General features: G+C 42.3%; 22 protein-coding genes and 3 tRNA genes. 19 read left to right on the top strand and 6 right to left on the bottom strand.

What is annotated here, in order from left to right; all coding sequences use genetic code 11:
- Positions 1-22 precede the first annotated feature (22 nt).
- The 11 genes from ACI882_RS11125 to ACI882_RS11075 all read left to right on the top strand — a co-directional run bounded on the left by ACI882_RS11125 (position 23) and on the right by ACI882_RS11075 (position 14,462).
- Positions 23-1,411, top strand: a complete 1,389-nt coding sequence (locus tag ACI882_RS11125; RefSeq protein WP_411745635.1) for a CmpA/NrtA family ABC transporter substrate-binding protein — start codon at positions 23-25, stop codon at positions 1,409-1,411.
- Between the two features lie 89 nt (positions 1,412-1,500).
- Positions 1,501-2,499 carry an ABC transporter permease gene (locus ACI882_RS11120; RefSeq protein WP_411746702.1) on the top strand — a complete coding sequence of 333 codons (999 nt, stop codon included), beginning with the start codon at positions 1,501-1,503 and terminating at the stop codon, positions 2,497-2,499.
- A gap of 13 nt (positions 2,500-2,512) precedes the next feature.
- Positions 2,513-3,358: an ABC transporter ATP-binding protein gene (locus ACI882_RS11115; RefSeq protein ID WP_411746701.1), complete on the top strand. Its 846-nt coding sequence runs from the start codon at positions 2,513-2,515 to the stop codon at positions 3,356-3,358.
- A 2-nt stretch (positions 3,359-3,360) separates the two neighbouring features.
- Entirely contained in the window at positions 3,361-4,650 is a 1,290-nt protein-coding gene (locus ACI882_RS11110) for an NAD(P)/FAD-dependent oxidoreductase (protein WP_411748481.1), read from the top strand.
- Positions 4,651-4,678: 28 nt separating this feature from the next.
- A complete protein-coding gene (gene nirB, locus ACI882_RS11105; RefSeq protein WP_411748480.1) occupies positions 4,679-7,240 on the top strand; it encodes a nitrite reductase large subunit NirB in 2,562 nt (853 codons plus the stop codon).
- Between the two features lie 12 nt (positions 7,241-7,252).
- Positions 7,253-7,579: a nitrite reductase small subunit NirD gene (nirD, locus tag ACI882_RS11100; RefSeq protein ID WP_411748479.1), complete on the top strand. Its 327-nt coding sequence runs from the start codon at positions 7,253-7,255 to the stop codon at positions 7,577-7,579.
- 31 nt (positions 7,580-7,610) lie between these two features.
- Positions 7,611-10,343, top strand: a complete 2,733-nt coding sequence (locus tag ACI882_RS11095) for a molybdopterin-dependent oxidoreductase (RefSeq protein WP_411748478.1) — start codon at positions 7,611-7,613, stop codon at positions 10,341-10,343.
- Between the two features lie 47 nt (positions 10,344-10,390).
- Positions 10,391-10,615, top strand: coding sequence for a DUF2835 domain-containing protein (locus ACI882_RS11090; protein ID WP_411744150.1), 225 nt, complete (start codon positions 10,391-10,393; stop codon positions 10,613-10,615).
- Between the two features lie 74 nt (positions 10,616-10,689).
- Positions 10,690-11,700 (top strand): quinone-dependent dihydroorotate dehydrogenase, encoded by a 1,011-nt coding sequence (locus tag ACI882_RS11085; RefSeq protein ID WP_411744151.1) that lies wholly within the window; start codon positions 10,690-10,692, stop codon positions 11,698-11,700.
- Between the two features lie 69 nt (positions 11,701-11,769).
- Positions 11,770-13,059: a DUF2868 domain-containing protein gene (locus ACI882_RS11080; protein ID WP_411744165.1), complete on the top strand. Its 1,290-nt coding sequence runs from the start codon at positions 11,770-11,772 to the stop codon at positions 13,057-13,059.
- Complete coding sequence (locus ACI882_RS11075; protein WP_411744152.1) at positions 13,056-14,462, top strand: GTPase/DUF3482 domain-containing protein; 1,407 nt, start codon at positions 13,056-13,058, stop codon at positions 14,460-14,462. Before ACI882_RS11080 ends, ACI882_RS11075 begins: the two co-directional genes overlap by 4 nt.
- 36 nt (positions 14,463-14,498) lie before the next feature.
- Here the strand turns inward: ACI882_RS11075 and rmf are convergent, their stop codons facing one another.
- Positions 14,499-14,714, bottom strand: coding sequence for a ribosome modulation factor (gene rmf / locus ACI882_RS11070; protein ID WP_411744153.1), 216 nt, complete (start codon positions 14,712-14,714; stop codon positions 14,499-14,501).
- Between the two features lie 296 nt (positions 14,715-15,010).
- On the opposite strand from rmf, the gene rlmKL reads away from it, so the two are divergent.
- Entirely contained in the window at positions 15,011-17,155 is a 2,145-nt protein-coding gene (gene rlmKL, locus ACI882_RS11065) for a bifunctional 23S rRNA (guanine(2069)-N(7))-methyltransferase RlmK/23S rRNA (guanine(2445)-N(2))-methyltransferase RlmL (RefSeq protein WP_411744154.1), read from the top strand.
- A gap of 163 nt (positions 17,156-17,318) precedes the next feature.
- Here the strand turns inward: rlmKL and ACI882_RS11060 are convergent, their stop codons facing one another.
- Positions 17,319-18,398: a class I SAM-dependent methyltransferase gene (locus ACI882_RS11060; protein WP_411744155.1), complete on the bottom strand. Its 1,080-nt coding sequence runs from the start codon at positions 18,396-18,398 to the stop codon at positions 17,319-17,321.
- The gene (gene trmA / locus ACI882_RS11055) at positions 18,395-19,489 is read right to left on the bottom strand and encodes a tRNA (uridine(54)-C5)-methyltransferase TrmA (protein WP_411744156.1); all 1,095 of its coding nucleotides are present in this window, start codon (positions 19,487-19,489) and stop codon (positions 18,395-18,397) included. Before trmA ends, ACI882_RS11060 begins: the two co-directional genes overlap by 4 nt.
- A gap of 165 nt (positions 19,490-19,654) precedes the next feature.
- Between trmA and ACI882_RS11050 the strand changes: the two genes are divergently transcribed.
- Positions 19,655-20,281, top strand: a complete 627-nt coding sequence (locus ACI882_RS11050; RefSeq protein WP_411744157.1) for a tRNA-(ms[2]io[6]A)-hydroxylase — start codon at positions 19,655-19,657, stop codon at positions 20,279-20,281.
- Here ACI882_RS11050 and ACI882_RS11045 read toward each other — a convergent pair.
- From ACI882_RS11045 to folD, 3 genes are read right to left on the bottom strand one after another with little or no spacing between them, the layout of a single operon-like run.
- A complete protein-coding gene (locus ACI882_RS11045; RefSeq protein ID WP_411744158.1) occupies positions 20,278-21,042 on the bottom strand; it encodes a UDP-2,3-diacylglucosamine diphosphatase in 765 nt (254 codons plus the stop codon). The two genes, ACI882_RS11050 and ACI882_RS11045, sit on opposite strands and share 4 nt — an antisense overlap.
- Positions 21,042-21,539 carry a peptidylprolyl isomerase gene (locus ACI882_RS11040; RefSeq protein ID WP_411744159.1) on the bottom strand — a complete coding sequence of 166 codons (498 nt, stop codon included), beginning with the start codon at positions 21,537-21,539 and terminating at the stop codon, positions 21,042-21,044. The genes ACI882_RS11045 and ACI882_RS11040 overlap by 1 nt, the downstream gene beginning before the upstream one ends.
- A 17-nt stretch (positions 21,540-21,556) precedes the next feature.
- Positions 21,557-22,423, bottom strand: a complete 867-nt coding sequence (gene folD / locus ACI882_RS11035; RefSeq protein WP_411744160.1) for a bifunctional methylenetetrahydrofolate dehydrogenase/methenyltetrahydrofolate cyclohydrolase FolD — start codon at positions 22,421-22,423, stop codon at positions 21,557-21,559.
- A gap of 247 nt (positions 22,424-22,670) precedes the next feature.
- Here folD and ACI882_RS11030 point away from each other — a divergent pair.
- The 6 genes from ACI882_RS11030 to clpX all read left to right on the top strand — a co-directional run bounded on the left by ACI882_RS11030 (position 22,671) and on the right by clpX (position 26,560).
- Positions 22,671-22,747 (top strand) — tRNA-Pro (locus ACI882_RS11030).
- Between the two features lie 34 nt (positions 22,748-22,781).
- A tRNA-Arg gene (locus ACI882_RS11025) sits at positions 22,782-22,858 on the top strand.
- 23 nt (positions 22,859-22,881) lie between these two features.
- Positions 22,882-22,957, top strand: a tRNA-His gene (locus tag ACI882_RS11020).
- Positions 22,958-23,110: 153 nt separating this feature from the next.
- Positions 23,111-24,421, top strand: coding sequence for a trigger factor (gene tig, locus ACI882_RS11015; RefSeq protein ID WP_411744161.1), 1,311 nt, complete (start codon positions 23,111-23,113; stop codon positions 24,419-24,421).
- A gap of 113 nt (positions 24,422-24,534) precedes the next feature.
- Positions 24,535-25,167 carry an ATP-dependent Clp endopeptidase proteolytic subunit ClpP gene (gene clpP / locus ACI882_RS11010; protein ID WP_411744162.1) on the top strand — a complete coding sequence of 211 codons (633 nt, stop codon included), beginning with the start codon at positions 24,535-24,537 and terminating at the stop codon, positions 25,165-25,167.
- A gap of 109 nt (positions 25,168-25,276) precedes the next feature.
- Entirely contained in the window at positions 25,277-26,560 is a 1,284-nt protein-coding gene (gene clpX, locus ACI882_RS11005) for an ATP-dependent Clp protease ATP-binding subunit ClpX (protein WP_411744163.1), read from the top strand.
- Positions 26,561-26,573: the final 13 nt, after the last annotated feature.

The raw sequence follows: 26,573 nt of genomic DNA, 5'->3' as shown, positions 1-26,573 counted from the left end.
ACTTCCTCACGGAGTCAGCTATATGAGTGTTAGTCAGGTAGTAGAAATATTTTTGAGTAAGCCAAGCCGAATCTTAGCATTTACAAGTGCTGTTACTCTAAGTGCTCTAGTACATTCAGAAGTAGGGTATCCAGAAAAAGAAGATCTTACTTTTGGTTTTATCAAACTAACCGATATGGCGCCACTTGCTATAGCTTACGAGAAAGGTTACTTCGAAGATGAAGGTCTTTATGTAACGCTAGAGGCGCAGGCCAATTGGAAAGTATTACTTGATCGAGTGATTGACGGTGAATTGGATGGGGCGCATATGTTAGCTGGTCAACCACTAGCAGCCACCATTGGTTATGGTACTAAATCCGACATAATTACAGCATTCAGTATGGATTTAAATGGTAATGCGATAACCGTTTCAAATTCTGTTTGGGATCAAATGAAACCCAATATCCCTAAGTCGGCAGATGGAAAAACGATTCATCCTATCAATGCAAGTGCACTTAAGCCGGTAATCGAGAGCTTTAACGATAATGGAAAATCTTTCAAAATGGGGATGGTTTTTCCTGTATCTACGCACAACTATGAATTGAGATATTGGTTAGCAGCAGGCGGAATTCATCCTGGTTACTATGCACCTTTAGATGGTGATACGAGCGGCCAATTGTCAGCAGATGTCTTGTTGTCCGTTACACCTCCACCTCAAATGCCTTCAACAATGGAAGCCGGAACAATCGACGGTTACTGTGTTGGTGAACCGTGGAATCAACAAGCAGTCTTTAAGGGAATCGGTGTGCCTGTGATTACCGATTACGATATTTGGAAAAACAATCCTGAAAAAGTATTTGGTGTGAATGAAGAGTGGGCAGAGAAATACCCAAACACGCACATCCGAGTCGTTAAAGCCCTTCTACGAGCAGCTAATTGGTTAGATGAAAATAACAATGCAAACCGTGCAGAAAGTGTTGAAATTCTCTCTCGTAGTGAATATGTCGGTGCAGACTTTGATGTTATTGCCAATAGTATGGTGGGAACCTTTGAATACGAAAAAGGAGATAAGCGTCCTGCACCTGACTTCAACGTATTTTTCCGTCACAACGCAACATACCCCTATTACAGTGATGCGATTTGGTACCTAACTCAAATGCGTCGTTGGGGACAAATTAGCGAATATAAATCTGATGATTGGTACATGGATGTAGCGAAAAAAGTATATCGCCCTGATATATACGCATTGGCAGCGCAAGCGCTCATTGCAGATGGAAGCATAGATGCTTCTGAGTTTCCCGATTTTTCAATCGAAACGGGTTTCAAACCCCCATTGAATGAGTTTATTGACAGCGTAATGTACGACGGACGATACCCTAATAAATATCTAGAAAGTTTTAGCATAGGCCTAAAAGGACAAGAGTCACCTTAATTACGTAACGGCAAGTTAGCATCAGTTAAGTTACCTTGCCTCGTTGTATTGAGATTTGAAGAAGACCCATAACATGAAGGCATATTTCGATGATTAGCTCAGCAATTGCAAAAATTCACCAATTTAAGAAATTAGATCTAAGCGCCTTTAGCATCAATTTGTTAGTCGGCTGGATAAAAAATATTATCTTTCCCCTATTAGGAACGCTTTTATTTTTAATCTTTTGGCAGGCGGGCGCCGCGAAAGTCGAAACATCATTGGGTGAGTTTCCTGGGCCGATTGTTGTATTCGAACAATGGCAAGGTTTGATTGCAGAGCACAGCCGAGAACGTGAAAAAGAAGTCTCGTTTAATCAACGTCAAGAAGATAGAAACGAACAAAGATTAGCGCAAGATCCAACCTATGAAGTTAAGATTCGAGCTTATACGGGTAAACCAACTTTCTTTGATCAAATTTTTACCAGCCTGTATACCGTGTTAGCTGGTTTTGCTTTGGCATCATTCATTGCAATTCCATTAGGTATTTTGATTGGCCTAAATAGTTCTGTATATAGCGCATTAAACCCTATTATCCAAATATTTAAGCCCGTCTCTCCGCTGGCTTGGTTGCCGCTAGTGACTATGGTGGTCAGTGCTACCTACGTATCTGATGATCCTATGTTTTCGAAATCATTTCTAACCTCGATGTTTACGGTGACCTTATGTTGTATGTGGCCGACGCTTATAAATACCGCAGTAGGCGTAGCGGCAATTGATAAAGACCTTCTGAATGTATCAAAAGTTTTAAGGCTAAATTGGTTAACTCACATCACTAAAATTGTGATCCCAACTTCTATTCCAATGATGTTTACCGGTTTGCGACTTTCACTGGGTATTGCATGGATGGTCCTGATTGCCGCAGAGATGTTGGCGCAAAATCCTGGGTTAGGAAAGTTTGTATGGGATGAATTTCAAAATGGAAGTTCCAATTCGTTAGGGCGCATTATGGTTGCAGTGCTCGTCATTGGATTTATTGGTTTTCTATTAGATCGCGCTATGTTGGTGCTGCAACGTTTTGTTTCTTGGGATAAATCTCAGGTTCTTAGATAAGAGGTCAATTATTGTGTCTGCACATTTAGATATCAGCCAAGTTTCCATTGAGTTTCCAACACCTAAGGGACCGTTTAAAGCCTTAGATAAAGTCTCATTAAAAATTAATAAAGGAGAATTTGTTTCCCTGATTGGACATTCCGGTTGCGGTAAGTCAACTGTATTAAATATTGTTGCTGGTTTGTACGATGCCACAAATGGCGGGGTGATACTCGACGGTAAGGAAATTAGCGGACCAGGACCTGAACGGGCCGTAGTGTTCCAAAACCATTCGCTCTTGCCTTGGCTGACCGCATATCAAAATGTTGAATTAGCGGTAAAACAAGTATTTGGTGGTAAAAAAAGTAAAACTGAGATGACTCAATGGATTAATCACAACTTAGAATTAGTGCATATGGGTCATGCCAAAGATAAGCGACCAGATGAATTGTCGGGGGGTATGAAGCAGCGGGTTGGTATCGCTCGGGCTTTAGCAATGGAGCCTAGCGTGTTGTTGATGGACGAACCCTTTGGTGCGCTTGATGCTTTGACAAGGGCCCACTTGCAGGATTCGTTAATGGAAATACAGAAAAGTTTAAACAACACAGTCATTATGATTACGCATGATGTAGATGAAGCAGTATTACTATCGGATCGAATTGTGATGATGACGAACGGACCTGAGGCGACAATTGGTGAAATATTAAAAGTTGACTTAGAACGGCCACGAGATCGCCTAGCGTTGGCGAACAACGCTGAATATATTGATTACCGAGCACAAGTATTAACCTTTCTTTATGAAAAACAACGTAAGGTCGAATCTATTGCACCCGCCAAACCTTCTCTAATAGACATCTGTGTGAATAAGGAGGCGAGTTAATTATGGCTTCTTCAGCGAAGCGTCAAAAACTAGTGATCATTGGAGCTGGCATGGCTGGCAGTAAACTAGCAAGCACTTTGATGGCGAAAGCTAAAAATAGTTATGACATCACGTTAATAGGTGAGGAAATTCAAGCCGGATACAACCGCATAATGTTGTCATCGTTATTGGCGAATGAACTCTCTTTTAATGAAATGCAATTTGTTGACATCAATGCGCTAAAACTAGCTGGCTTAATGTTGATAACTGGCGATGCAGTAATTGATATATGCATTAAGGCTAAACAGCTTACCTTAACAAGCCAGAAGAAAATCAGCTACGATAAATTAGTCTTTGCGACGGGCTCACGTGCCAGTGTTTTACCGGGTATTGATAGCGACGCCGGCAATGTAATGAGTTTTCGTAACTTACAAGACATAAGCAAAATAGATAGCTTACCAGCGCTTACCAACGTCTGTGTGATCGGTGGTGGTTTATTAGGTTTAGAAGCCGCAGTAGGCCTTGTTAAGCGGGGCCATAAAGTTACGCTCATTCATCGCTCTAGCCATATTTTGAATCGTCAATTGGATATAACTGCCGCAGCAATGTTAGAAGAAACATTGGCTGGGATGGGGATTCAATTCTGTTTAGGTTCTGCTCCGAAAAAACTTAATTATTTGGATGGTGCATTAAATAGGCAATCTAAAACAGTTAATTCTGTTGAGTTAGAATCAGGATTATTAATAGCGACCGAACTTGTGATTGTTGCAACAGGGATAACGCCAGAAGTCAATCTAGCCAATCGAGTGGGTCTAGATGTTAATAAGGCAATTATCGTGAACTCATTGATGGAAACTTCGGATGAACATATCTATGCCTTAGGTGAATGTACCGAGTTTGAAAACAAAACCTTTGGTTTAGTCGCACCAATTTGGCAGCAGCTCGATACGCTAGTCGCTGTACTGAAAGAAACATCTAAATGTAAATCGTTCGACACTGTAAATAATTTTACGATAAAGCCCGTTCCTACCAAGCTAAAAGTATCGGGTATAAATTTGTTTTCGGTAGGGGATATCAATAGCCAAGATGAATCTAAATGCATAACTTTAATTGATCGAACACATCAAAATTACAGAAAGCTATTTGTCGTAAATGGCCTTTTGAAAGCCGTCATATTGTATGGAGACGTATCTGATGGAAATTGGTATTTCGAGCTAATACAAAATCAAACATATATTTCAGATAAATTAGACCTAATTATTTTTGGCGAAGCCTATTGTTCAAGTAACAAAGATATGGCTCTGGTTGCTTAATACATCGTTTCGAGGAGAAATTGAAACAATGAATACTACATCAAATGTAAAACCACAGCTTGTTGTGGTCGGAAACGGTATGGTCGGCCATCACTTTGTCGAGCAGTTAATTGAAAATCAAGGTCACGAAACTTTTCAAGTAAGTGTATTTGGAGAGGAGCCTCATTTAGCCTATGACCGTGTTCATCTCAGTGAATATTTTACTGGTAAAGGTACTCTTGATTTAGCCTTAACGGATGGGTCTTTATACGACAAAAATGGCATTCGTTATTTTACCGATAGCCGAATAACGCATATTGATACCAAAAGTAAGCATGTTTTAACAGCGGATGGCATTAAGGTTTACTATGACAAATTAGTGTTAGCAACAGGTTCATATCCATTTGTACCACCCATTCCAGGGAACGATAGACCCAATACATTCGTCTATCGTACCTTAGAAGATTTAGATGAAATTAAAGCCTGTGCCGAAAAAGTAAAATTTGGCACCGTAATCGGTGGTGGTCTGTTAGGGCTAGAGGCAGCGAATGCACTCAAGAATCTTGGTTTGGAAACCAGCGTCGTTGAATTTGCGCCGCAACTTATGCCGGTGCAATTAGACGAGAAAGGGGGGGCCGTACTTAAAGAAATGATTGAAGATTTAGGTGTCACCGTTCATACCGCAACGACAACAACCGATATTGTCGATGGTAGTAAGTGCGTTCATCGAATGAATTTCGCCAGCCATAATGATGAAGAAAAATTCATTGAAACAGATCTTATTTTGTTTTCTGCTGGTATCCGACCTCAGGATGCTCTTGCTCGTACTGCTGGGCTCAATGTTGGTGAGCGTGGCGGAATCGAAGTCGATAACCATTGTGTAACTAGCGATAAAGATATCTACGCCATTGGTGAATGCGTTTTATGGAATGGGCGGATATTTGGTTTAGTGGCGCCAGGTTACAACATGGCTAAAGCCGCGGTCGCTCACATCTTGACTACCGATGGTCAATCCTTTACGGGGGCCGACATGAGCACCAAGCTTAAATTGTTAGGTTGTGACGTTGGCTCAATTGGCGATGCTCACGGTAAGACACCTGGTGCGAAAGTATTTGTTTATCACGATGGTTTTGAGGGTAGTTACAGAAAGATAGTCGTCTCGGAGGACGGTACGAAATTGTTAGGTGCCGTTCTAGTCGGCGATAACAGTACATATGATAGTTTGTTGCAATACTACCTCAATGCTATTGCATTACCTAAGCAACCGGCTGGTTTGATTTTGCCTGAACGTTCAGGCGCCACACCGGTATTAGGTGTCGATGCATTACCCGCAAGCGCATCAATCTGTAGTTGTCTTAACGTAACCAAAGGCGATATTGCTTCTGCTGTTGCTGCTGGTGCTATGTCAGTAGGTGAGGTGAAAACCGCGACTAAAGCCAGTACAGGCTGTGGTGGTTGCGCTGCGCTACTTAAAAAAGTCGTAGACAGTGAGTTAACTGTGCTCGGTGTCGAAGTCAGTACTGATATATGCGAGCACTTTCCCTATACCCGCCAAGATCTTTATAACCTCATTAAGATTGGAGAAATAAAGGAGTTTGATGAGCTACTCGATAAGCATGGTAAAGGCCACGGTTGCTTAGTTTGTCGACCACTAGTGGGCAGTATGTTGGCCAGTATTTGGAATGAGTTTGTGTTGAAGAAACCTCATGTATCCTTGCAAGACACAAACGATAGGTTCTTGGCCAATATACAAAAAGATGGAACTTATTCGATTGTTCCACGTATTGCTGGCGGTGAAATTACCCCAGATAAGCTAATCGTCTTGGGTGAAGTCGCAAAAGAGTACAAGCTCTATACTAAAATTACTGGTGGGCAGCGCATTGATCTATTTGGTGCCACTCTAGATCAGTTGCCAGTTATCTGGGGCAAACTTATTGAAGCTGGTTTTGAGACGGGTCAAGCCTATGGTAAATCGGTAAGAACGGTAAAATCTTGCGTAGGTAGTTCATGGTGTCGTTACGGTGTTAAAGACAGTATGAAAATGGCGATTGATATTGAAAATCGATACAAAGGATTACGTTCTCCTCACAAATTAAAATTTGCGGTTTCTGGTTGTACACGCGAATGCGCAGAAGCGCAAAGCAAAGACATTGGTGTTATTGCTACCGAAGGCGGATGGAATCTCTACGTTTGCGGAAATGGCGGTATGAAGCCCCGTCATGCAGATCTATTCGCAACCGATTTAAATGATCAAACGCTTATTCAATATATTGATCGAATACTTATGTTTTACGTAAAAACTGCTGATCGCTTGCAAAGAACCTCAGTATGGATGGATAACTTAGAAGGTGGTCTTGAATATTTAAAAGAAGTCGTCATTGCCGATAGTTTAGGGCTAGGTGCTGAACTGGAAGCGCAAATGGACCTTATTGTGGATACATTCCAGTGTGAGTGGAAAACTACATTAGAAGATCCAGAAGCGGTTAAAGCTTTTAGACCTTTTGTAAATGCCGCGGACAAAGATGAAAATATTATCTTTATTGAAGAGCGAAATCAAATTCGGCCTGCTACAGACATTGAAAAATCAAACCTAATTGCAAAAGCGAACTAAAAGGAAATTATCATGCAGTGGAAAACCATTTGTAAAGAAACAGACCTTATCCCGAATGTTGGCGTGGCTGCCATGTTCGAAGGTCAGCAAGTAGCGTTATTTTATATGCCTAAAACAGAAAAAAAAGTATACGCACTTTCTAACTGGGATCCATTTAGTAAGGCAAATGTCATGTCTAGAGGGTTGCTAGGTGATATTGGTGAAAAATTAGTGGTCTCAAGTCCAATCTATAAACAACACTTTGAGCTCGATACAGGAAAATGTATTGAGGAGGCAGTAGAGGTTCCTTGCTGGCAAGCTCAATTAGTGAATGGTGACGTTCAGTTGTCGCTTACTTAGTCATCGGTAAATTGGACAACAGGAATCTAACATGCAAGCGCAAACAGGAAAAACGACCTGCCCATACTGTGGCGTAGGTTGCGGGGTAAAAGTACCCTTGTCGCCAGATAGAACCAGCGTTATTGGGCCTGTTTGTGGTGATGAGAATCACCCAGCTAACTTTGGTAAACTTTGTGTTAAAGGCAGTCACTTATCCGAAACATTATCTTCAGATGGCCGGCTGTTACAACCTGTTGTCGATGGAATAGAAACCCATTGGGATGATGCGATATCGACTGTAGCCGAACGTATTAAAACTATAATTGATGAACATGGACCCGACGCATTTGCTTTTTACCTTTCTGGGCAAATACTAACCGAAGATTATTATGTCGCCAATAAACTCGCGAAAGGCTTTATTGGTACTGCCAATATTGATACTAATTCGCGCCTGTGTATGGCATCAGCCGTGGCAGGTTATAAACGTGCCTTTGGTTCTGATACCGTACCTTGTAATTACGAAGATCTCGAAAAATGTGATCTATTGATCATGGTCGGGTCAAATGCGGCATGGACGCATCCTATATTGTACCAACGAATAGTCGAAGCGAAGAAAAATCGACCCAATATGAAAGTTGTGGTGATCGATCCAAGACGAACCGCGACTTGTGACATTGCCGACTTGCATCTCGCCATTGCTCCAGGCAGTGATGCTGCAATTTTTAACTATTTACTAACAGAATCGGTACGACAAAACTGCTTAGATCAAAATTTTATTGCCAACAACACCGATGGTTTTGAAGCTGCCTTATTTCAGGCCCAAGCAACCCTTGCCAGTAAAAAGGAGGTGGCATCCTTTTGTGATATTAACGAATCAATTTTACAGCAACTGGCCGATTGGTGGTGCAGTAAAGAAAAAGCCGTTTCATTCTTTTCACAGGGCGTCAATCAGTCTGCTACCGGCGTAGACAAAGCTAACGCTATCATTAATTGTCATCTTGCCACTGGTCGTATTGGCAAGGAAGGTATGGGTCCGTTCTCTATTACTGGACAGCCTAATGCCATGGGTGGACGTGAAGTTGGCGGCTTAGCCAATCAACTTGCAGCACACATGGATTTTACTACTGAAGGCGCTATTGATTTGGTACAACGGTTTTGGCAAGCCCCGAACATGGCCACTAAGGATGGCCTAAAAGCCGTTGATTTGTTTCAGGCTATAGAGCAGGGCACAGTGAAAGCGGTTTGGATAATGTCGACCAATCCGATGGTAAGTTTACCGGATACCGCTCAAGTTCAACGAGCATTAGAAAAATGCGAACTGGTTGTCGTTAGCGATTGCAATACCATCACAGACACCACTGTCTTTGCAGATGTATTAATTCCGGCTACAAGTTGGAGTGAAAAGGATGGTACGGTTACGAATTCTGAACGACGTATTTCCCGTCAACGAGGTTTACTACCGCCTCCTGGTGAAGCGCATCATGATTGGCAAGCCATTTGTGAAGTTGCCAAAGCCATGGGATTTACAACTGGCTTTGATTATAAGCAGGTATTTGAAATTTTTGCAGAGCATGCGGATCTATCTGGCTTTGAGAATGAAGGCAAACGTGACTTTGATATTAGTTTCTATAGTCAAATTAATCAGCAAGGTTATGAAGACCTTTTACCGGTCCAATGGCCAGTGACCAACACCAACCCATTTGGTACTGCGCGTATGTTCAGTAATGGGCGCTTTTATACTGAAAACCAACGTGCACAATTTATTGCCATTGAGCCTAGATTCCCCGCTATAAAGGCGAATAAGGATTACCCTTTCATTCTTAATACTGGGCGTATACGTGATCAATGGCATACCATGACGCGAACGGGTAAAGCAGCAAAGTTGCTAGGCCATATTGATCAACCCTATGTTGAAATGTCACCTCTAGATGCGATCGAGCTTGCAGTGCAAGAAAAGCAACTTATAAAGCTAGACTCAGTTCTTGGTTCCGCCTACCTGCGGGTTAAAATAAGTAACGCGCAGAAAAAAGGTCAGATATTTGCCCCTATACATTGGACAAAACAATTCGCCAGTGATGCGGTAGTGTCCAACTTAATTCCCCAAGCTGTAGACCCGCTATCGGGTCAGCCTGAATCAAAATATACTTGTGTACAGTTAATACCGCAGACTAATTTACTTTATGGTTTTGCAGTAGTGGCAAATGATATTGCAACGGATGCGCTTGATTACTGGTGTAACATCACTATTTCTGAAGGCAAATACTACGAATTTGCAATGTCAGATTCCCAACTTACAACAACTCAAAATGACGGAGGCATAATTAACTTGGTTAATAAAGCCTTAACAAGCAATGGTGTAAATATTGAGTTGGGTGAGTGCATTGAATACAGAAATCCGATTAATCAGACAATTCGTATCTCATATTTAATGGAACATAAGTTACAAGCCGTTTTTTATTTTTCACCTAATCCAACATTGCCAGATACCCAATGGCTAATCACGATGCTTGAGGCGGGTAAAGTTATCACAGAAATAGACAGAATTGCTTTATTAGCAGGCCAGCCATCAAATTCTGTCGATAAAGGAAAAATCATTTGTTCGTGTTTTAATATTGGAGAGAAGCAAGTAAACGAAGCAATCGTTAACGGCGCAAAGAGCGTGATAGAACTCGGTAAAGTTTTAAAGTGTGGAACTAATTGTGGATCATGTATTTCTGAATTGAATGGGCTAATAATACCTACCTCGAAGGTTTTAAGTGCAGATTATTTAGACGCTTCTCTTTAAACTCAAGATAGTTATAATCGCTTGATCTTCACATTAAAGCCTATTCTATGAATTCAAGTTCATTAACGGTTGACCTAAATATCTCTGCTGAAGAGTATCTACAGCATTATCAAGGGTCTGTTCATACCGTCAGTTGCGTTTCTCGAGAGGGCAAACGGGTTCAATTTCCTACCCGAATATTGCAACCTTTCGTCAGTTTAGCGGGAATTCAGGGTTCTTTTATCATTCACTTTGATCGCTACCATAAGTTTGAGCGCATAGAGCGCTTATAAATATTGATATGGCTTCGCGTTACAGTTCCAAATTATCGTATAATGCCGGCGCTTAAACCCGCAAAGGACCAAGAATGTACTCAATACTTAAGAAAGCCCTGTTTTGTTTAACCCCAGAAACGGCTCATGAACTTTCAATGGATGGGTCTAGTGCGTTAGCTCGCCTTGGTTTAATGAAACTTATGCCAAAGCCAACTGCTCAAAAACCGGTCAGTGTGTTTGGTCTTGAGTTTCCAAACGCAGTAGGGCTTGCGGCAGGATTAGATAAAAATGGTGACTATATAGATGCCTTAGGCGCATTTGGTTTTGGGTTCATTGAAGTAGGGACGGTGACGCCGAAACCACAAGAGGGTAATCCTAAACCCCGCTTATTTAGAATCCCGGAAAAAGACGCCATTATTAATAGAATGGGCTTCAACAATAAAGGCGTCGATTACTTAGTTGAGCGAATTAAGCGTACTAAGTACGAAGGCCTTATTGGCGTTAATATTGGCAAAAACAAAGTCACACCAGAAGAAGAAGCCGTTAATGATTACCTTTACTGCCTTAATAAAGTCTACGAGGTAGCCGATTACATCGTTGTAAATCTATCTTCTCCGAACACCCCGGGTTTACGTAACTTACAATTCGGTGAGCCATTGGTTCAGTTAATAAAGGCACTCAAGCAGCGTCAGAATGAGCTTGATAAAGAGCATGAACACACCCCAATCTTGATTAAAATCGCGCCAGATTTAAGCGATGACGAAGTAAAACAGTTAGCCAAAACCTTTAATGAAGAGAAGGTTGAAGGTGTCGTCGCAACCAATACCACTGTATCTCGTGATGCCGTTGAAGGTTATAAACATGGCAAGGAAGTGGGTGGGCTAAGCGGTTCTCCGGTTCGAGAGCAAGCTAACCATGTGTTGAAGCTGTTTCGTGAGCAGCTTGATGAATCAACTCCTATCATTGGTGTAGGTGGTGTCTTTTCACCCGATGAGGCCGAAGAGAAAATACAACTAGGTGCAGATTTAGTGCAGATTTACTCTGGATTAATCTATGAAGGCCCGAGCCTCATTAAAAAGTCTATTGAGCGCTTAGCAAAGTAGTACGAACCCACCCCAACAAGCTGTTACACTTTAACGATAATTAACAGGTTGGGGCTACTTTTGGCTGGAATGTCTTCAGATGAGAAGCGGTTTTTTCAAGCGGATCTCACAACAAATTTATTAGTTTGGCTCAAGTTGAGCCAATCCATTGACCAAACTATTGTACATAGTGGCTCAGAGCCCAGCGATACGTTGGCCTCTAAAGTCGATAATTTGTTTACCGAACCTACGTTGGTTAGCCACATTGGCCTAATATTAGCCATGTTCGGCTTGTTGTTTGGTTTTGTCGCTGTTTCGAGCATTGTTGGCTACTCAAATATACAGCCTGCAAATATCTGGTTTGTACTGGCTTTATTTGCTGGTTGGCCGCTGTTAACTGCTATTTTAAGCTTTATTGTAGATAAACGCCGACGTACTTCGATTATTCTCCAGGTCTTATTAAGTTGGGTTAAGCGCAGCCAAAACTTCCCTTCGTCTACATTTACCTCCAATTCAAATACGCAATTGATACTAAAGTGGCTGTCTTGGCGCTGGCAGCTATTTTCTATTGGCTTTGTTGCGGGTTCTCTAATTGGTTTTTTTGTGATTATTGCTTTTTGGGATATCTCTTTTGGGTGGTCTTCTACCTTGGCAAATAGCCAACAATGGATGGAGCCCTTAATAAAGGCCATTACCTGGCCTGCTCATTGGCTACTAGGCGTACCGTCTTCAGAGCTAATTAACGCGAGTCTATTAACACGCTATAACCCCACTCAAGAGGCTGTTTTATTGAGACTGTGGTGGCCTTACGTTTTATTTTGTATTTTCCTTTATGGTTTCATGAGTAGACTTATTTTATTGATATGGAAGTATTATCGACTAAAACGCGCCATTGTCGCCGATATTCGCACAACAAGAGTGGTTGAGCGGTTTAAATCTAAACAGGCAGAACGTACATCTGTGTTTGCGCCTTTAGTTCCAGTGCAGGCTGAGTCTACGAACCTATTTACGGGTGATACAACAAATCTAACTAGCCATTTGTTACTCGGCTGGCAGTTTAATCATCCGAGACTTAAGGTGGAATACAACTTCGGAGTACAAACCTGGCAGACCGATCTTGATTGGCTAGCCCAGTTTACTTGGCCAGAAGAGGGTGTTGATGCGTTAATTTTGGTTAATGTGTACCAGACACCTGTGATTGAGCTGATAGATTTAGTAGAGCAAATTAACAAGGTTAAGCCATTGTTAGTCGTAAAGTTAGGCATTTATAGTGGCGCAGAAGATACCTCAACCCAACAGCGCTTTGATGCAACTTGGCAACAGTTTGCCCAAAAACATCGTCAACTAACTTTTGCTCGCTTTTCTGAGGCCATGAAATGAAAGAGCCCATCTTCGCAATTGTGGGTCACCCTAACCAGGGTAAGTCGAGTATTGTCTCAACGTTGATTCAGCAAGACTCCATTGGCATATCTGAAGAGTCCGGCACCACGCTAGAATCTAGCCAGCACTCCTTAATAATTGATGGTGAAGTTCTGTTCCATCTTGTCGATACCCCAGGGTTTCAACGCCCCCGACAAGTAATTGATTGGTTAGAATCACACTGCGATTCGGCTGCGAAAAGGCAACAAACAGTCGCTCAATTCGTACAAACGTTTTCGCCAGGCACAGAAGAGGCTAATCGTTTTAAAAGTGAGGTAGAGCTACTAATACCTATCATCTCAGGTGCAGCAATTATCTACGTTGTAGATGGCTCAGTGCCGTTTTCATCGCAGTTTGAAGCAGAAATGTCTGTATTACAATGGACAGGGCAACCGCGGATTTCGTTAATAAATCCTATTGGTGGTGAGCAGTATGTAGACGAATGGACCGCTGCCTTAGGTCAATATTTCAGCTTAGTCAGGGTATTTAACCCCATGACCGATAATAAGGAGAAGCAACAATCTATTCTCCGTTCGGTCGCAGAAATATTTTCTCAATGGCGTGAATCATTGTTAGACAGCGCTAATAAATTGGACCAACTTAGCCATAAACGGACTATCCAATCCTCACAGCTAATGGCGATTTATTTAAACGATATAATTTGCTATACGGTTTCTGCGCCCGAAATCTCAGAGACTCTTTCGGCAGCGACAATCAAAGCCTTAGATCTGCAATATAAAACCTATATCCGTAAACAAGAGTCCAATTTTCATGTTCAAATTGCGCAGCTTTATACGCATTTTCACTTAGAAATCAATGAGCAAGGCCTAGAGCTAGATTACCCCGATGTATTCGATGAACAGTATTGGTACCTGTTTGGTCTAAGTCGATCTAAATTAGTTGGACTTGCAGGCTCTGCGGGTGCGGCCACGGGTGTTTTGATCGACATTGGCGTAGGTGGTAGTTCGTTGATGTTGGGAGCAGCAGTAGGCGGGATTGCATCTGCAGCGACGGCAGCTTGGGCAACGTTGAAACCAGATACTTTAAAAGTGAAAGGCGTGCCCGTTGCCGGTAAGAAATTTCAGTTTGGGCCTATTACGGATCTTCAGTTTGCTTTTGTATTGCTTGGCAGGGCGGTGTCGTACTTAAAGCAGGTGAACTCGAGGCAACATGCTCAAAGAAATGTCCTGACACTTCAGCAAGATCAAAAAGAGCAGCTTTTGGCAAATTTATCAGCCAAGCAACAAATAGATCTCGTCATGTTGCTAAAAAAAGCGCAAAAGCCTTGCTCTGACAGTGATATCAGAAAGCTAACTGACCTGATTGAAAAACTAATAGTGCCAGAAAGCAAAAAGGCTGAATAAATATTCAGCCTCTCCTAAATTTAGTTTAAATGTGAATTAGTGGTGAATTACTACTTCATTTACGCGGTGTATTCCGCTCACTCCGGTATAGCCATCCCAATTGTCGCCGCGTCCTTCTCGCCAGCCATTCATCCATTGTTGGTGCTCTGGACCTTCATCTTTAGGGCATAAATCTTTGGATTTTCCTTCGACGCCTGCCATGTAACCTTTCTGAAATGCACGTTCTAAACGATCTCTCTTTTGTCTTTTCATTAATATTGATCCTCGCTTATTCGTTTTTTCATAACTTTTTGGCTCTTATGAGCTATACAAACTTTACTAAGATGAAGTAAAACCTGTGCTACTGTTGTACCTAATTAAGCGCAGGGTTGTCGATGATCTATATGATCTAAAAATCATTTTAATATGACTTCATGTGATTAAAAAAATGGTAAACTGGCATACGTGCCACCCGAGTGGGTTAGAGCAAAGTTCAATACTATCTAATCTACGCACTATATAGTTAATAACTATATAAAAATGAATTTTAATAGAGAAACCGTCTAAAAATGACTGCTGAACAAACTTTTACATTCTGGATGACTTGCCCTCAGGGTGTTCATGGGCTACTGAAGAAAGAAATAGAAGCCATCACCGGCATAGTTGCAGGTGATTGGAACAAAGGTGTGCAATTTGTTGGCCCTTTAGAAGCAGGGTATCGAGTTTGCCTTTGGTCTCGCCTCGCTAACCGAGTTTTTCTAGGTTTGAACGACACGGTGAATGTTTCTTATGAGTCTCTGCAATCAATGATACAGGCCGTCGATTGGGATGAGCATGTTCGTCCCACCGGTACGCTCAAGGTGTCTTTTGGTGGTCGTTTACCGGAAATACGCGACAGTCGTTTTGGCGCACAAAAAGTAAAAGACTGGGTTGTTGATCAATTTCGCGATAAACATGGAACGCGCCCAAGTGTTGATAACACACCCGATTTAACTATTTATGTGCAGATTGCTAAAAAGCGCATGTTTTTAGGTGTTGAACTCACCGGTGACTCTTTGCACAAACGAGGTTATCGCCAAGCAACAGGTCCAGCACCGATTAAAGAAAACTTAGCTGCGGCACTCTTGTTTAGTAAAGACTGGTCAGACCGTGCCAAGCAAGGTGAATCGTTTTTAGATTTAATGTGTGGTTCGGGCACTATTGTGATTGAAGCCGCGTTAATGGCAGCCGATTATGCGCCAGGCTTGCTAAGACAAGAATATGCGTTTGAACGTTGGTTATTACATGATGCGATATTGTGGAATAACCTAATTAAAGAGGCTCGCGAGAGGCGGACAGTTGGTTTAGAAAATATGCCTTCGGTTCTAGGTTACGATGCTGATGGCGGTGTTATTGAGAAAGCCAATGAAACATTGGTGTCTTTAGGTGTTAGTAAGCATGCTCGATGCTATCAAAAGAATCTGGATGAATGGACATTACCGACACATTGGTCGCTAAAGCCCGGGCTTTGGGTCTCTAACCCACCTTATGGTGAACGTTTAGGTGACAAACCAACGTTAATGCGCTTTTATCGCACCGTAGGCGATATAGCCCGCTCACAGCTGTCACAGTGGTCTATAGGTATGTTGACCTCAGATGATATTTTAGCGCGTGAGATTGGCTTGCGTCCGGCTTTAAAACGTAATTTTTATAATGGCCCAATTGAAGCCATCTTTTATTCGTATGAAGCCAATGAAACACGGGCAGTAAATACCGTCGATGTTAACCAGTCGGAACAAACTCAGGCGTTAACCAACCGTGTAGCTAAGAATTTAAAGCAATTAAAGAAACTGATCAAAAAAGATCAACTTGAAGCCTATCGTGTTTACGATGCTGATATCCCTGAGTTTGCCATAGCTGTCGATAAATACGGCGATTGGCTGCATGTGCAAGAATATGCGCCACCTAAAACTATTCCTGAAGAAAAAGCACAAGCACGCCTTCTTAACGCGGTTGAAGCGTTAGCGACTTATTTTGAAATACCGGTCTCGCAAGTGGTGGTTAAGCGCCGCGAACGTCAACGTGGGACAAACCAGTATGAGAAAAAAGGCCAAACAGATCGCTCTTTTACCATTTTAGAACAGGGCGTAAAGTTAAAGGTTAACTTACACGATTACCTAGATTCTGGTTTATTTTTAGATCACCGGCCTTCACGGCAGTGGGTTCAAGAAAACGCGGAAGATATTTCGTTTTTGAACTTATTCTGTTACACCGGCAGTTTTACCTCGCATGCTTTTAAGGGCGGGGCTAAAAAAACAGTCAGTGTTGATTTGTCTAAAACCTATTTGAAGTGGGCTGAAGATAACTTGGAATTAAACGGTGGCCGCGCTGGGCCAAATCATCAGTTTGTTCACGCTGATGTCATGAAGTGGTTAAAAGAAACGGATGAAATGTTCGACTTAATCGTTATGGACCCACCGACTTTCAGTAATTCAGCTCGAATGAGTGAGACACTTGATATTCAGCGTGATCACAGCTTTTTAGTATCGTTCGCGATGAAACACTTAAACGAAGGTGGATTATTGCTATTTTCGAACAACTATCGTCAGTTCAAAATATCAGACAAAGTTGTTAACAAGTTTGATGTACGTGATATCAGTGCTCATTCAGTGCCTGCCGATTACAAACGTAAGCAACCTCATGTTTGTTTTGAGATTCGTCACAAAGAAGACTAAGGGCGTTGTTGAACTTGAGATAGGGGGGCTGAGGCGAGGTGCTGTAAAACTAGGAGCGCCGTGAACCCGTCCTTGGGGGCTCGTCATTGGCATCCATGCCAATGAACGTCCTATTTTTACAGCACCTCGCCTCCGTCGTAGTTGTGTAACGACCATCTAAGCATTATTTAATGCAGCGAAGGATCATGAATTTCGGGTCTTTTGATTTCATTTCTACTCGATCAAATAGTGACCTTAATATCGGTTGATAGACCAAGTGTCTATTTGCCACGATCCAAAGTTCTCCGCCAACTGCTAAGGCTCGGGCTGCATCTTGAAACATTTTTTTCGCGATGGTTTCCGTGATGCTGGTGCTCTGATGAAAGGGTGGGTTGCACAAAATTAGATTCGCCTCTGCCGCTTCAGGTAACCCATTAAAACTGTTGTTGTGCCAGTATTGAACTTGATTGAATCCAATTAAGTTTCGTTTTGAAGATTCTATGGCTTGGCGACTGTCATCGATACAATGGAATTCTTCTGTGTCTGGAAATTGTTGCAGATACGCTGCGGCTAAAATGCCATTACCACTGCCGAGATCAACCACCTTGTTTGCTTCGGGCAATTCTGAGAATGAATTTAAAAAGGCGCGCGCACCTGGGTCGATTGTGCTCTGAGCAAAACAACCAGGTAGATTTACGATAGGTCGGTCTAGATAATCGACATCGTATTGATCGGTTAACTTACCTATTTGCTCAACAAGGCCGGGGTTTGGTTGCTGTAATTCTACAACGCGTGCCTTTTTTTCCGCTTTGCCGGGCTTTACCGAAGCAAATAATCGGTTCATCACTTTAATATGACCTGAGCTTAGGTGTTTAACCATGCCTGCAGCATAAAAAGCCGTATCAGCGTGACAATGTTCAAATATCGATAGCAACTGCCACTCAAATAATTTTAAAGATTTAGGGATGTGTATCGCAACGACATCGTAGCTTTGGTTAACAGAGTCAATAATGTTGGGTAAGGCTACATCGTTGTTGAGGCAGTTTTCTTTTAAGGCTTGAAGTGACATGGCTGAATCATTCCACCAATCATGGTCAACTTCTGAAAGTCCTAGTGAAAGGGCACCAAAGCTATCGTTAACTAAAAGTGTTTTGTCTAAATTCAATTGAGATATGCGTGATAACATTAACGCATCAGCGGCGCTCCACGCTTGCAACCTATTGTCTTTTGGTACGCGATTTAAACGAGCATTATCTAAATTCATGATTCGATTCTTTCTAAAACCACACCTGCTTCCATGTGGTGGGTATAAGGGAATTGATCAAACAATGCGCAGGCTGATATTTTGTAGTCATCTTTGAGTGCGGCAATGTTTTCAATCATGGTTTCTGGGTTACATGACACATAAACGATACGACGGAATCGTTTGAGTAATTCGACGGTTGTGTCATCTAAACCGGCACGCGGTGGGTCTACTAAAACCGTATCAAAGTCGTAGCTGTCTATTTCAAACTCATCAAAGCGTCGGCTTTTTTGGCCTTTTAGCCAGCAATTTGATAAATCTTCACTGGCCATGCGGGCAATTTTCAAATTTGGAACTTGGTTTAATTCAATATTTTCTTGAGCACTGTTAACGGATGTTCGAGAGATTTCGGTACCCAAGGCTTTTCTAAAATTCTGCGCCATCGGAATAGAGAAGTTACCATTGCCGCAGTACATTTCCATTAGGTCTTTATCGGACGTGCCTTGGGTATGATTAACCGCCCAGCTGACCATATACTGGCAAACGCCGGCATTGGGTTGAGTAAAGCCATTTTCATACTGTCGAAACTTAAAAGGCTGCCCAGCTATGGTCAGAGATTCTTGAACATAGTCACGATCCATTACCAAGCGTAGCTTACGTGCGCGGCCAATTACCGGAAAGCCCCATTGTTCCTGCCAGTATTTAGCGCGTTCTTGCCATTCATCACCCAACTGACGATGGTAAATAAGGGTGATGAGTGCATCGCCTGATGTCGTTGTTAAAAACTCAACTTGGAATAGCTTATTACGCAATTCTTCATCTTGGTGTACGGCATCGTTAACTTTTGTCATTAGCTCGTTTATTAGTTTTGATGCAACAGGGAAGGTTGTAACTTCTATTGGTTTACGGCGGTCTTCAGGTGCGAACATGGCATAGAAAGAACGGTCGCCCTCATGCCAATAGCGAAATTCAGCTCTCATGCGGTAGTAATGCGTTTCAGAACGAAACACCTCTAGTTCAGGGTGTTCCCAGTCAGTCAGCAGTTCAGTCAGTCGATTTGACTTTTCTGTGAGTTGATCTTCATATTGTTCAGGTGCAAAAGGAAACGGCATTCGGTATCTCGCTCAAAATCAGGCGGGGAATTGTATTGATATTCTAAGGGTTATCCAGTTTATACCGTTAAAATAGTCGTATTATTGATATATGCCTATTGTACACGGAGGTTGGCTGCTTATAATCCGCGTCTTAATTTTTTATAGACAGTAGGGTATAGCCTAATGCAAAAAGCTGAAATTGATGAGTTGTTGGTTGATATTCGTGGCTTTCTAGCTTGCGAAACACCTGACGCTTGGGTTCAAGCTGCGATACAAGATTTACCCACTTTGTTGATAGATCACGCTAATTGCGAGAAAAAAGCCGCATCAACTGCTATGTCGTTAATGTACAAGTATATCGACCGGCCAGAACTTTTAGCAAAAATGAGTAAATTGGCCCGTGAAGAGTTAGTCCACTTTGATCAAGTGTTAAAAATTATGAAGAACCGCGGTATTGCTTATGAGCATGTCAGTGCAGGGCGCTATGCGGCTAAATTGTTTAAAATGGTCGTTAAAGAAGAGCCTCAGCTACTTATCGATAAGTGCATTTTAGGCGCGATAGTAGAAGCTCGATCGTGCGAGAGATTCGCGAAACTGGTGCCACATCTTGATGATGAACTGGCTAAATTTTACTCTTCTTTGCTGCGCAGTGAAGCAAGGCATTATCAACACTATATTTTGTTGGCTGAAAAATATGCCGATGGGCCTATAGAGGCACGCCTGAACGAGTTTCTTCAGGCTGAGAAAGTGTTAATTGAGTCAACTGATGATGAAATGCGTTTTCACAGTGGCGTTCCCACAGCGGCTTAGCCGTTGAGTGAAAAAACAGGGTTGTCGATACTAAATCTGTGCAAGTGCTGGCCTTGATCTGAAAACTCAGCATACCAGCCAACTTTATGCCAATCACCCAGTACAATGCGTTTTGGGTAGGCATCGGGTTCATGAATAAAGTGAATGTCTGCCATGTGGGTATGGCCATGAATAAGTATGTCGCAATCTAGCTTTGTGACAGCTCGAACAATCGCATCTTGAGTGACATCAATATAAGAAGGTGAGCGGTTAAATTTCTCTTTTGACGCTAAGCGGAGCTTTTGCGCAATGCGGATGCGCGCTTTTTTTGGTAGTAGTAAAAGGGCGTTTAAAACGATTGGGTTGCGGATAACGCGTCGATATCGCTGATAACCAACGTCATCAGTACAATAAATATCACCATGTGAGACTGCCACTGTTTTATCGGCAATAGTGAATAAGGCTTCTTCTTTAAGCAGTGTCATGCTTGAGCTTTGACAAAACTTCTGGCCGACAGCAAAGTCTCTATTGCCTGCTAAGAAATAGATATCTAACGAGTTTTTGGATGCGCAAAACGTTAAAGCGCTGGCGACAGATTTTGCTAAATCTGTTTGGATGTCATCACCTACCCAATAATCGAAAAAATCACCTAAAATAAACAAGGCTTCGGAAGAGGGCGTTATCGATTCTAAAAAAGAAAAAAACGCCTGGCTGCATGCCGGGCGCTCTTCACTTAAGTGCAAGTCTGATATAAACAGAGCGTTGCTATAGGAAGCTCTCATTAATCGACCATGGTCGCTTTTTCAATGATTACGTCTTCTGTTGGTACATCTTGGTGACCGCTCTTCATGGTAGTAGGGACCGCTTTAATACGCTCAACTACGTCAGTGCCTTCCGTAACTTCACCGAATACAGCGTAACCCCAACCATCGACTGTTTCAGATTTGTGATCTAAAAAGCTATTGTCAGAAACGTTAATGAAGAACTGACCGGTTGCAGAATGAGGGTCCATGGTACGAGCCATCGCTAGCGTATACTTTGTGTTCTTAAGGCCGTTGTTAGCTTCGTTATCAATTGGTGCATCGGTTTCACGCTGCTTCATGCCAGGCTCAAAACCACCACCTTGGACCATAAAGCCATTAATAACACGGTGAAAAACTAAACCATCGTAGAAGCCTTTTTCAACATAGCTCTTAAAGTTTTCAGCTGACTTTGGTGCTTTTTCTACATTAAGTTTGATGGTGATGTCACCCATCGAGGTTTTCATAAGTACATTCATTGTTTAATTCCTTACAATTAATTGGTAATTCCAAGATGCAACTGTTTGGCTGCGATCAATGTGTTTTGCATCAGCGAGGCAACGGTCATCGGACCAACTCCGCCTGGCACGGGTGTAATCCAGCTGGCATTTTCTGCGGCTTTGGCGAATTCAACGTCGCCAACGATCTTATTGTTGATATCGCGGTTAATACCGACATCTATGACAATTGCGCCTTTTTTAATCCAATCACCTTTTACTAAGTCAGACTTACCTGCAGCGACCACGACAATATCGGCGTTGCGAACATGTTTTTCTAAATCTTGAGTAAATCGGTGTGTTGTTGTAACTGTACAGCCCGCTAGAAGAAGCTCTAAAGACATAGGGCGACCAACATGATTTGAAGCACCGACCACAACGGCGTCTTTACCACGGATGGTTTCGCCGGTTGAGTGTAGCAGTGTCATAATACCTTTTGGCGTGCAGCTTTCGAGTAATGGACGACGTTGAGCAAGACGACCAATATTAAACGGATGAAAGCCGTCTACATCTTTGTCGACTTTAATGTGCTCTAAAACTGTATGAGCGTTTATATGCTGTGGAATAGGCATTTGCACTAAAATACCGTCTATAGAGGCGTCTTCATTTAGTTCATCTATTAAAGCCAGCAATTCAGCTTCCTTAACAGACTCATCAAGGTTGTGGCTAATCGATTTAAAGCCAACATCTTCACAGGCTTTAACTTTACTGGCTACGTACTTTTGCGACGCGAAATCGGTTCCGACTAGTATTACGGCTAAGCCAGGTGGCCGATGGCCTTGGCTGGTCATCGTCAATACGTCTTTTTTAATTTGCGCTTGAATAGCAATGGAAATGGCTTTGCCATCAATTATTTTGGCCGACACGGTTGCCACCTTTGTTAAGATAATAAGAATAGAGGTAAAATTAGCGCGAATTCTCGCATGCGAGCCGTGGTACGGCAACTAATCGAGCTTAATTACTCAGGCATAGATTCAATTTGTTTAATAAAACAGCGTAAGCTGATAATAAAGTGAGCTATCGCCTTGTTTTTTAACATTTTTTTAAAAAAGTGTTTGACGTATTGGTAGGGTATCATTAATATGCGCGCCACGTTGACGGACACGTAGCGAACGGAGCATAGCGCAGTTTGGTAGCGCATCTGGTTTGGGACCAGAGGGTCGGGGGTTCGAATCCCTCTGCTCCGACCAATTCGCAAGGTGGCTCGTAGGGCGGGCTAGGTTTGCGCTCGTAGCTCAACTGGATAGAGCACTCCCCTTCTAAGGGAGTGGTTGCAGGTTCGAGTCCTGCCGGGCGTACCAGTATCCTGCAACGTATTAATATGGTGGGCGTAGCTCAGTTGGTAGAGCCCCGGATTGTGATTCCGGTGGTCGTGGGTTCGATCCCCATCGTCCACCCCATATTTTTAAAAAGGCCGTCTTGACGGCCTTTTTTTTTGGTTTTTTGACCAATATTAGATCAATAGACGCTTTAGGGCTTGATTATAAGGTGTTCCATCCTTAGAGTATCAGCCCCAATTTTTCACCATTAATTTAGAGTTAAGAGGAAGCCTCATGCAAGTTTCTATCGAGACGACAAGTGGTCTTGAACGCCGCATGACCGTCGGTGTACCAGCGAGCGAAGTCGACACAGCCGTAAACACGAAAGTAAATGAAACCGCTCGTCGCGTTCGTATCGATGGCTTTCGACCAGGTAAAGTACCTGTGTCTGTTGTAAAGCAGCGTTTTGGCGCGGGTATACGTGCAGAAGTATTAGAAGAAGTGGTTCGTAACCATTACTTTAAAGCTATTACAGAAGAAAAAGTTATGCCAGCGGGCAACCCAAACATCGAGTTCACTAAAGATGTAGCCGGTGAAGATGTTGAGTTTGTGGCAACATTTGAAGTATTCCCAGAAATCGAACTGGCGGGCTATGACGGCTTTGCATTCGATAAATCAGTCGCTGATATTACCGACGCTGATGTTGAAACCATGCTTGAGAATCTTCAAAAGCAACGCGCAAACTTCAAAGAAGTTAAGCGCAAGAGCAAAGACGGCGATCGAGTTAAGATAGATTTCGCAGGCAAAGTAGATGGCGAGTTGTTTGACGGCGGCAGTGCTGAAGACCAAGCAGTTACTTTAGGTTCTGGTCAAATGATCCCTGGTTTTGAATCAGGCATCGTGGGTATGAAAACTGGCGAAACTAAAACAATCGACGTAACGTTCCCTGAAGATTACGGCAATAAAGAGCTAGCGGGTAAAGAAGCTAAGTTCGATATTACTGTATATGAAGTTGCTGAAGCTGAGCTGCCAGAAATGGACGAAGCATTCTTTGCGGCCTTTGGTGCTGACGTTAAAGACGTAGACGCTTTCCGTGTGGAAGTTCGTTCAAACATGGAGCGTGAAGCGAAAAACGCACTTCAAGGTAAATTGAAGAATGACGTTATCGAGAAATTATTAGAAGTTAATACGCTAGATGTACCAAAGGCACTGGTTGCCGATGAAATTGGTCGTCTAAAGCAGCAGGCTATGCAACAGTTTGGCGGCGGTGCGGACATGGATCCGAATACACTACCTAATGAATTGTTTCAAGACCAAGCTGAGCGTAGAACTAAAGTTGGCCTAATCATGAACGAAATCGTGACTAAGTCAGAAATTAAAGCTGACGATGCCGCTGTAAAGGCATATATCGAAGAGCAAGCTTCTGTATACCAAGATCCTGCGCAAGTTATTGAATATTACAATACCAATCCAGAGATGTTGAACCAAGTTAAGGCTGTTGTGGTTGAAAACGCTGCAATTGACCATATATTGGCTGAATCAAAGGTAACTGAAGTTAAAGTCGGTTACGAAGAAGCTATTAAATCAAATGCGGCGCAAGGCTAATTTTTAGTTAAATTGTGTAACAGTATTCGATTTTAACGACTACAATTAAAGTTGGCGCTTCGTGAAGAAGGCCAGCTTTTTTTTGTTCTAATGAAAAATCAAGGAGTCAGACAATGTCTTTTGATCCTAAAACAGGATTAGCAAGCGAGATTCAAAATGCGGGTGGCCTCGTGCCTATGGTCATTGAGCAGACTTCTCGTGGTGAACGCTCATTTGACATATATTCGCGTTTACTTAAAGAAAACGTTATTTTTATTGTTGGCCAAGTTGAAGACTATATGGCTAATCTTATCGTTGCCCAATTATTGTTCCTTGAAAGCGAAAACCCTGATAAAGATATTCATTTGTATATCAACTCACCGGGTGGTTCAGTGACTGCAGGCATGGCCATTTACGACACCATGCAGTTTATTAAGCCCGATGTCAGTACAATGTGTATTGGCCAAGCTGCTAGTATGGGAGCGTTATTGCTCGCAGGCGGAGCTAAAGGTAAGCGTTATTGCTTGCCTAACTCTCGTATGATGATTCACCAGCCGTTGGGTGGCTATCAAGGTCAAGCGACCGATATCGAGATTCACGCTAAAGAAATACTATCCATGAAACAGCGTTTGAACGAAATTATGGCCTATCATACAGGTCGTCCATTGGAAGAAGTTGAAAAAGACACCGATCGTGATAACTTTTTAACCGCTAACCAAGCTGTTGACTATGGTTTAATTGATAAAGTGATAACAGACAGAAATTAATAACACTAGCGAGTTAACGAAAGAGCACATAAAAGTGTCACGAAAAACTTGCTTTTATTTGAAGGTGAATACATCTTTAATTTTAAGAAATAGGTATTGGAGTAATTAGATGGCTGAGGATAAAACCAGAAAGGGCGATGATGGCAAATTATTGTATTGTTCTTTTTGTGGTAAAAGCCAGCACGAAGTTCGCAAGTTAATTGCAGGACCTTCGGTTTTTATATGTGATGAATGCGTTGATTTATGCAACGACATTATACGAGAAGAACTACAGGATGCGGCGCCTAAGAACGAAAGCGCTACTTTGCCAACACCATCTGAATTGCGTGAAACTTTAGATGAATATGTGATAGGTCAAGACCGGGCAAAAGTTGTTTTGTCAGTTGCAGTTTATAATCATTACAAGCGATTGCATTACGGTGAAGGTAATTCAGAGATAGAACTCAGTAAGTCTAATATCTTATTGATTGGCCCAACAGGTAGCGGTAAAACACTGTTAGCAGACACTTTAGCGCGATTATTGAATGTGCCTTTCACCATTGCCGATGCCACAACGCTAACCGAAGCGGGTTATGTGGGTGAAGATGTTGAGAATATTATTCAGAAATTACTGCAAAAGTGTGATTACGATGTAGATAAAGCCCAACGCGGTATTGTATACATTGACGAAATCGACAAAATCTCTCGTAAATCAGATAACCCGTCTATAACACGTGATGTCTCAGGCGAGGGCGTACAACAAGCGCTGCTAAAGCTTATTGAAGGTACAGTCGCTTCAGTTCCTCCTCAAGGTGGTAGAAAGCACCCACAACAGGAGTTTTTACAGGTAGACACCTCTAATGTATTGTTTATTTGTGGTGGCGCGTTCTCTGGCCTAGATAAAGTTATTAGTCAGCGGGCTGAAAAGGGCGGCATTGGCTTTAATGCATCGGTAAAGAGCAAAGATGAGCGTAAATTGGGTTCGATTATTTCAGATGTAGAGCCGGAAGATTTAGTTAAATATGGTCTAATTCCTGAGTTTATCGGTCGATTACCGGTTATTGCGACACTGAAAGAGCTTGATGAAGATGCATTGATGCAAATTTTAACTAAGCCAAAAAACTCACTCGTGAAGCAGTATCAAAAGCTTTTCGAAATGGAGTCGGTTGAGTTAGATTTCCGTGAAAGCGCCTTAAAAGCGGTTGCTCAAAAGGCAATGGAGCGCAATACTGGTGCTCGTGGCTTACGTTCGATCATTGAAAACGTTTTGCTAGACACTATGTACCGTGTTCCTTCAGAGAAGGGAGTAACTAAGGTGGTTATTGATGAATCGGTTATAAACGGTGAATCAGAACCCTTACTCATATACGAAACACAAGAAGCACCCAAATCTGCAAGCGGTGCAGCAGATTAAACGGGCTTAAGCC

The organism is Reinekea sp. (assembly GCF_046710285.1).
Classification (GTDB): Bacteria; Pseudomonadota; Gammaproteobacteria; order Pseudomonadales; family Natronospirillaceae; genus Reinekea.
The sequence above is the reverse complement of the archived record's forward strand: the minus strand, read 5'-3'. Positions and strand labels throughout refer to the sequence as shown.

Coding starts and splice junctions, on each gene's coding strand:
- ACI882_RS11120 (WP_411746702.1), top strand. CDS start 1,501: ATGATTAGCTCAGCAATTGCAAAAATTCACCAATTTAAGAAATTAGAT.
- ACI882_RS11050 (WP_411744157.1), top strand. CDS start 19,655: ATGCAAAAAGCTGAAATTGATGAGTTGTTGGTTGATATTCGTGGCTTT.
- nirB (WP_411748480.1), top strand. CDS start 4,679: ATGAATACTACATCAAATGTAAAACCACAGCTTGTTGTGGTCGGAAAC.
- ACI882_RS11045 (WP_411744158.1), bottom strand. CDS start 21,042: ATGAGAGCTTCCTATAGCAACGCTCTGTTTATATCAGACTTGCACTTA.
- ACI882_RS11060 (WP_411744155.1), bottom strand. CDS start 18,398: ATGAATTTAGATAATGCTCGTTTAAATCGCGTACCAAAAGACAATAGG.
- ACI882_RS11125 (WP_411745635.1), top strand. CDS start 23: ATGAGTGTTAGTCAGGTAGTAGAAATATTTTTGAGTAAGCCAAGCCGA.
- ACI882_RS11090 (WP_411744150.1), top strand. CDS start 10,391: ATGAATTCAAGTTCATTAACGGTTGACCTAAATATCTCTGCTGAAGAG.
- ACI882_RS11095 (WP_411748478.1), top strand. CDS start 7,611: ATGCAAGCGCAAACAGGAAAAACGACCTGCCCATACTGTGGCGTAGGT.
- clpP (WP_411744162.1), top strand. CDS start 24,535: ATGTCTTTTGATCCTAAAACAGGATTAGCAAGCGAGATTCAAAATGCG.
- ACI882_RS11080 (WP_411744165.1), top strand. CDS start 11,770: ATGTCTTCAGATGAGAAGCGGTTTTTTCAAGCGGATCTCACAACAAAT.
- nirD (WP_411748479.1), top strand. CDS start 7,253: ATGCAGTGGAAAACCATTTGTAAAGAAACAGACCTTATCCCGAATGTT.
- rmf (WP_411744153.1), bottom strand. CDS start 14,714: ATGAAAAGACAAAAGAGAGATCGTTTAGAACGTGCATTTCAGAAAGGT.
- ACI882_RS11085 (WP_411744151.1), top strand. CDS start 10,690: ATGTACTCAATACTTAAGAAAGCCCTGTTTTGTTTAACCCCAGAAACG.
- ACI882_RS11075 (WP_411744152.1), top strand. CDS start 13,056: ATGAAAGAGCCCATCTTCGCAATTGTGGGTCACCCTAACCAGGGTAAG.
- trmA (WP_411744156.1), bottom strand. CDS start 19,489: ATGCCGTTTCCTTTTGCACCTGAACAATATGAAGATCAACTCACAGAA.
- rlmKL (WP_411744154.1), top strand. CDS start 15,011: ATGACTGCTGAACAAACTTTTACATTCTGGATGACTTGCCCTCAGGGT.
- tig (WP_411744161.1), top strand. CDS start 23,111: ATGCAAGTTTCTATCGAGACGACAAGTGGTCTTGAACGCCGCATGACC.
- ACI882_RS11040 (WP_411744159.1), bottom strand. CDS start 21,539: ATGAATGTACTTATGAAAACCTCGATGGGTGACATCACCATCAAACTT.
- clpX (WP_411744163.1), top strand. CDS start 25,277: ATGGCTGAGGATAAAACCAGAAAGGGCGATGATGGCAAATTATTGTAT.
- ACI882_RS11110 (WP_411748481.1), top strand. CDS start 3,361: ATGGCTTCTTCAGCGAAGCGTCAAAAACTAGTGATCATTGGAGCTGGC.